At 36.5% G+C, this 6493-nt stretch carries 6 protein-coding genes; 2 read left to right on the plus strand and 4 right to left on the minus strand.

Features of this window, described 5'->3' with window-relative positions; genetic code table 11:
- Positions 1-9: 9 nt before the first annotated feature.
- The gene (locus E0W73_RS19205) at positions 10-744 is read right to left on the minus strand and encodes a metallophosphoesterase family protein (protein ID WP_135223658.1); all 735 of its coding nucleotides are present in this window, start codon (positions 742-744) and stop codon (positions 10-12) included.
- A 139-nt stretch (positions 745-883) separates the two neighbouring features.
- Between E0W73_RS19205 and dinB the strand changes: the two genes are divergently transcribed.
- Complete coding sequence (gene dinB / locus E0W73_RS19210) at positions 884-1966, plus strand: DNA polymerase IV (RefSeq protein WP_135223659.1); 1083 nt, start codon at positions 884-886, stop codon at positions 1964-1966.
- A gap of 97 nt (positions 1967-2063) precedes the next feature.
- Complete coding sequence (locus tag E0W73_RS19215) at positions 2064-2564, plus strand: PAS domain-containing protein (RefSeq protein WP_135223660.1); 501 nt, start codon at positions 2064-2066, stop codon at positions 2562-2564.
- A gap of 148 nt (positions 2565-2712) precedes the next feature.
- Here the strand turns inward: E0W73_RS19215 and E0W73_RS19220 are convergent, their stop codons facing one another.
- From E0W73_RS19220 to tnpA, 3 genes are all read right to left on the minus strand, one after another.
- On the minus strand, positions 2713-4317 hold the full coding sequence (locus tag E0W73_RS19220) for a fumarate hydratase (protein ID WP_135223661.1): 1605 nt from the start codon (positions 4315-4317) through the stop codon (positions 2713-2715).
- Between the two features lie 69 nt (positions 4318-4386).
- Positions 4387-5118, minus strand: coding sequence for a hypothetical protein (locus tag E0W73_RS19225; RefSeq protein WP_135223662.1), 732 nt, complete (start codon positions 5116-5118; stop codon positions 4387-4389).
- A 4-nt stretch (positions 5119-5122) separates the two neighbouring features.
- A complete protein-coding gene (gene tnpA / locus E0W73_RS19230) occupies positions 5123-5584 on the minus strand; it encodes an IS200/IS605 family transposase (protein ID WP_135223663.1) in 462 nt (153 codons plus the stop codon).
- Between the last annotated feature and the right edge of the window lie 909 nt (positions 5585-6493).

The raw sequence follows: 6493 nt of genomic DNA on the forward strand, positions 1-6493 counted from the left end.
TTTAATGATTTAATTCCTACCTTTTTCGTTAAAATACAATTCATTTAACGGTTCGCTCTGCCAGTATTCCTTGGTGTCAATGTTCATGATTGTAAGCGGTCCTCTAAAGGCGGCGCCTGTGTCAACATTCCAAACGCAGGCTTTGTTTACTGGTACAGTTTTTCCTATTCTTGTCACAGGAGTATGACCAATGTAAACTTCTTTATAAACGGTAAATCTTTTTGGATAGTATAGGTCATCTTCCTTTAATTTTGGGTCTAGAGAAAGAGCGGCTTCCCAAAGTGTTCTGTCCCAATAGAATAGTTTAGAAAAATATTCCCATTTAACGCCGTTTAAATTCGTAAATCCGGCATGTACAAATAAGCGATTCTGGTCATCGAGATAATAATCCTGGAGATCGGCTAAAAAAGCGATATGTGTTTGTTTTTTTTCTTCAGAAAGTTTTGCATAGCCTTCTACAGTGGCTTTTCCACCATGTTTGTACCACATTTCTTCATCAAATTCTTCATGTCTGTTTTCCAGCCAGTCCAAAGCCAGTTGGTCATGATTGCCTCTGATGCATATACAATTTTGTTTTCTTTTCAAATCAATCAAATAGTCGATTACTTCGACAGACTGACTCCATCCGTCAACATAATCGCCCAAAAAAATTAGTGTATCTTCTGTAGTAACTTCGGCTCTTTTCATCACTTGTTCAAGTGCAAGTAATCCGCCGTGAATGTCGCCTATAACAAATGTTCGCATTATTTAATTTTTCGTGTAGAAGAGCAAAAATATAAAGAATTATTGGTTTGCACTCATTCAATTCTTATTCTTTGGAAATTGATATGATTTATAACTATTTGTAACGCTTTTTTATTGCTTTACTGATTAAATTTGCAATATGTCTGAAACACCAACATATCGCAAAATCATTCACATTGATATGGATGCTTTTTATGCGTCGGTAGAACAGATGGATAATCCTGAATTGAGAGGAAAACCTGTTGCTGTTGGCGGCTCAGAAAATAGAGGAGTAGTTTCGGCAGCGAGTTATGAGGCACGTAAATTCGGGGTAAGAAGTGCCATCAGCGGTGTTTTGGCCAAAAAATATTGTCCCGAGATTATTTTTGTCCGACCAAGATTTGACCGTTACAAAGAGATTTCGTCCAAAATTCATAAAATCTTTCACGATTATACCGATTTGGTCGAGCCGCTTTCGCTTGATGAAGCTTATCTGGATGTTACCCAAAACAAGAAAGGAAATCCGAGTGCGAGTCTTTTGGCTCAGGAAATTAGATCAAGAATTTTAAATGAAGTTGGGCTAACGGCTTCTGCAGGTATTTCGGTTAATAAATTTGTAGCAAAAATTGCGAGTGATTATAACAAGCCGAACGGACAGAAAACGGTAAATCCGGATGAAGTTGAAGCTTTTTTGGAAGAATTGCCGATTCGTAAATTCTATGGAGTAGGAAAGGTGACAACCGAAAAAATGTATCAGCTCGGAATTTTCACTGGAATCGATTTGAAAAGCAAATCATTGGAGTTTATGGAGAAACATTTTGGCAAATCGGGCGCTTTTTATTACAATGTTGTGCGAGGCATTCATAATTCAGAAGTAAAACCTTCGAGAATCACCAAATCGGTTGCGGCAGAACATACTTTTGATGTTAATCTGTCATCGGAGATTTTTATGCTCGAAAAATTGGAATTAATAGCAGTTTCATTAGAAAAACGACTTCAAAGACACAAGATTTCAGGTAAAACGATTACCCTGAAAATAAAATACAGCGATTTTACACAACAGACGAGAAGCAAAACAATGCCGTATTTTATTTCGGATAAAAGTCTGATTATGGAAATTGTGGAAGAACTGCTTTATCAGGAAAAAATGAAGGATTCTGTGCGTTTACTCGGTATTTCGCTCAGCAATTTAAACACCGAAGAGAAAAAAGCTGTGGCTGTTCAGTTAAAGTTTACATTTTAATAACGATTTTAACATCTAAAAAGGGAAATTCTATATGCATTGCAGCGATTTTCAGACTATCTTTGAGTGTTAGATTTAGAATGAATAATAGGATTTTATGAAAGTTGATAATTCTGAGGAATTTACACGGCAAAATTCGGTGCCAATCATGGCATGGGATTTTCATTATGAATATGTGAAGGAACTAAAAGCACTCAGCGATGACCTCAAAAAAGTTAGTCAGATTGCAAATCAGTATACTTGGGACGAAAAGCAACTGAATATCAATGAGCGAATTAAAAATGAGGTGGTAGTAGTAACCGACTTAGATTTGAGAATCATTTTCGCCTCGAGCGGCATCAAGAAAATGACGGGCTACAAGGAAGAGGAAATTCTCGGAAAAACTCCTAAGATGTTTCAAGGTCCGGCAACTTCGGAAAAAGATTTAGATGAAATTCGTGAAGCGTTAAAGCTCAGAGTTCCTTTTGAAAAAACCCTGGAGAACTACAGAAAAAACGGAAAAACATATAAATGCAGAATTGATGCTTCACCGGTTTTTAACCTTAAAGGAGAAGTTTCGCATTTTATAGCTTTTGAAAAACAGGACTTAAGTGCTTAGATTTATTTTTAACCGCAAAGAGCGCAAGGATTTACGCAAGGCACGCCAATATATTGTAAAACAAAAACCGCCTATTGGCGGTTTTTGTTTTTTATCAATTACTTGCGAACTTCGCGTAAATCCTTGCGCTCTTTGCGGTTAAGAAAAATTATAAATTTGCAAAGAAATCATTTCCTTTATCATCTGTAATAATGAATGCTGGGAAATCTTTAACCGTGATTTTACGAACGGCTTCCATTCCTAATTCTTCAAAATCAACTACTTCTACTTTAAGAATGTTTTCTTGTGCCAAGATTGCAGCGGGGCCTCCGATTGAGCCAAGATAAAATCCGCCGTATTTGTTGCAGGCGTCTGTAACTTGTTTCGTGCGATTTCCTTTAGCCAGCATAATCATACTGCCGCCGTTTTTTTGGAATTCATCAACATATACATCCATACGTCCAGCTGTAGTTGGCCCGAAACTTCCTGATGGCATTCCTTCTGGAGTTTTTGCAGGTCCAGCATAATAAACTGGGTGATTCTTAAAATATTCTGGCATTGGTTTTCCAGCGTCTAGCAATTCTTTGATTTTTGCGTGGGCGATATCTCGAGCTACAATAACGGTTCCGTTTAGTTTTAAACGTGTTTTGATCGGATATTGCGATAATTTAGCCAAAATATCTGCCATTGGCTGATCCAAATCAATTTCGACCGGAGCTTCTAGGTGTGGTGCCGTTTCTGGCAAAAACTGTTTCGGATTTACTTCTAATTGCTCAACAAAGATTCCGTCTTTAGTGATTTTTCCTTTGATGTTTCTGTCGGCAGAGCAAGAAACTCCTAATCCAACCGGACAAGAAGCGGCATGGCGTGGCAAACGAATTACGCGAACATCGTGCGTGAAATATTTTCCTCCAAATTGAGCACCGATTTCACTTTCTTGACAGATTTTCTGAACTCGTTCTTCCCACTCTAAATCACGAAACGCCTGACCGGCCATATTTCCAGAAGTTGGGAGATTGTCATAATATCCTGCTGAAGCTTTTTTTACAGCGCTTAAGTTGGCTTCTGCAGAAGTACCGCCAATAACCAAAGCCAAGTGGTAAGGAGGACAAGCCGAAGTTCCTAAATCCTTAATTTTAGCACGGATAAAAGCATCCATCGATTTATCGTTCAATAACGATTTGGTTTGTTGATATAAGTAAGTCTTATTCGCAGAACCTCCTCCTTTTGCCATAAACAAGAACTCGTACGAAGCTCCTTTTTTAGCATAAATATCAATCTGTGCCGGAAGATTCGAACCCGAGTTCTTCTCTTCAAACATTGAAATAGGCACTATCTGAGAATAACGTAAATTTCTTTTTTGGTAAGTATTGAAGATTCCTCTGCTCAACCATTCTGCATCGTCTACACCAGTAAAAATGCTTTCTCCTTTTTTGGCCATTACAATAGCAGTTCCTGTATCCTGACAGCTTGGCAATTGTCCTTCTGCAGCAACAGTGGCATTTTGCAATAAATTATAAGCTACGAAACGGTCATTATCTGTCGCCTCTGGATCGTCAAGAATTTTTCTTAGTTTTTGAAGGTGTGTCGTTCTAAGCATAAACGAAACATCTGTCAAGGCTTCTTCTGCTAATAATTCTAAACCTTTTGGGTCAACGGTCAAAATTTCACGTCCGCCAAACTCTTCTACTTTTACAAAATCTGAAGTAATTTTGCGGTACTGCGTATCATCCTTCAAAATCGGATAAGGATCCTGGTATATAAAATCAATCATTACTTTGTTTTTTTACAAAGTTAAAAATTATTTATTTTAGAAAGGTTTTGAATAAGGTCTGCCGACAAGTTATTTCGTATTGTGGAACTCATCAAAACTCATTGTTTTCTGGAAATAATTCTTGTCTTTTGCAGAAAGCAATATCTTGTTCCAATGGTTGTTTTTGAATTCAAAAGAAGTTGAATCTGAGTAACTTACAACTCCTAAATTTTCATCGTCTCCGTCCGCAGGTTCAAATGCAACATTCTTGCAATAAAACTTTTTTGTTTCAGAATCAACGTCTTGGCTGTAAAATTCAACCCAGCTTCCCCAACCGCTATCTGAAATTGTGAGCCATGAATAAACAAGCTCGGCTTCGTTATTTTTCAGGTAGAAAAGAAAATGATCGTGTGCATATCCACAGGCGGGATAGCCATATGAAACATGCAGAAAAGGGGAGCTTTTAGATTTCTTTACATCATTCAACCCAAAAGAAGCACTCCATTCCGAACCTTTTTCATTTCCTTTAATTGCTACTTTAGAAGAAGCCGTTTTTACTTTATTTTCGTAAAAATCTAGTTGATAATGGGAGGTAACAATACTGTCCTTGTCCATGTTTTCTTTTACAAGGTTTGCAAGGATATAATCTTTAGAAAAAGAATCTTCTCCATCTGAAATTGTGATAGTATCTGTTTTTAGGAATTTATCTTTTACAACAGCGGTTTCTTTTATATCTGCCTTTAATACATTGGTTTGATTTTGCTTTTGTTCTTTCTGACATGCGACCACAAGAATTGCAAGTACCAGGTGTTTTAGTTTCATAGCTTTACATTAGTTCTTCAAAAATATATCTTTCTTCGTACGGAACCTTGAACTTGTTGAGAAAATTTAAATATTCTACAGTAAAGCTTTGTTTTTTATGATGCTCTTCTTGATTTTGAATGTATTTGTAAACAGAATCCATTTGAGATTGACTGTATGAAAAGGCTCCATAACCTTCCTGCCATGAAAATTGAGACTTCGTTAATTGATTGTCATTAATGTATTTTGAAGATTTTGCTTTAATGGTTTTCATTAATTCTGAAAGTGAAATGGTTGGCTTTAATGCCAAGAGACAGTGAACATGATCTTCTACGCCATTTACTATAATAGTTTTACATCCAGTTTCGTTAATTAAATTACCAATTACGGCTAACAATTTTGGTTTCCATTTTTCATTTATGACTGCATTTCTATATTTTACAGCAAATACTGTTTGAATATAAACTTGATGATAGGTGTTTGCCATTTGAATTTTTTTACAAAATAAATCAATCTTGTATAACGAAAGTGATTTTTTGTAATATTTAACTTTCTTTTTTGCGGATATCGGTCGTTCCTGAGGAACTTTATAGGCATATCCTTATCATCAACGGATTAAAATCCGTTGCTACAATATTTGTTCGTTCCTACGGAACTTTATATACGGAATGTCATTATTATCAACGGATTAAAACCCGTCACTACAATATTTGTTCGTTCCTATCGGAACTTCTTATTTGATTTATGGTGCAAAAGGAAAGAGCCTATAGGCGCGAGAGATATTGTAGGGCGGATTTTAATCCGGTTAAATAAATATCCGCACAGACAAGAGATCCGTAGGATTGGCTCATATCTCTTTTTTGGATTTAAAAAGATGATTCGTTCCTATGGAACTTTATATGCATGTATTTATCATCAACGGATTAAAATCCGTTGCTACAATATTCGTTCGTTCCTGTCGGAACTTCTTATTTGATTTATTGTGCAAAAAGAAAGAGCCTATAGGCTCGGGAGATATTGTAGGGCCGGATTTTAATCCGGTTAAATAAATATCCGCACAGACAAGAGATCCGTAGGATCGGCTCATATCTCTTTTTTAGATTTAAAAAGATGATTCGTTCCTACTACGGAACTTTATATGCATGTCGTTAACATCAACGGATTAAAATCCGTTGCTACAATATTTGTTCGTTCCTTCCGGAACTTTCTATAAATTTCTTTATCATCAACGGATTAAAATCTATTGCTACAATATTTGTTCGTTCCTCCGGAACTTCTGATCCGATTTATATGCAAAAATAAAGAGCCTATAGGCTCGAGAGATATTGTAGGGCCGGATTTTAATCCGGTTAAATAAATATCCGCACAGACAAGAGATCCGTAGGATCGGCTCATA

It is taken from the genome of Flavobacterium foetidum, from assembly GCF_004634245.1.
In the GTDB taxonomy this organism is placed as follows: Bacteria; Bacteroidota; Bacteroidia; order Flavobacteriales; family Flavobacteriaceae; genus Flavobacterium; species Flavobacterium foetidum.

Coding starts and splice junctions, on each gene's coding strand:
- E0W73_RS19225 (WP_135223662.1), bottom strand. CDS start 5,118: ATGAAACTAAAACACCTGGTACTTGCAATTCTTGTGGTCGCATGTCAG.
- dinB (WP_135223659.1), top strand. CDS start 884: ATGTCTGAAACACCAACATATCGCAAAATCATTCACATTGATATGGAT.
- E0W73_RS19215 (WP_135223660.1), top strand. CDS start 2,064: ATGAAAGTTGATAATTCTGAGGAATTTACACGGCAAAATTCGGTGCCA.
- E0W73_RS19205 (WP_135223658.1), bottom strand. CDS start 744: ATGCGAACATTTGTTATAGGCGACATTCACGGCGGATTACTTGCACTT.
- E0W73_RS19220 (WP_135223661.1), bottom strand. CDS start 4,317: ATGATTGATTTTATATACCAGGATCCTTATCCGATTTTGAAGGATGAT.
- tnpA (WP_135223663.1), bottom strand. CDS start 5,584: ATGGCAAACACCTATCATCAAGTTTATATTCAAACAGTATTTGCTGTA.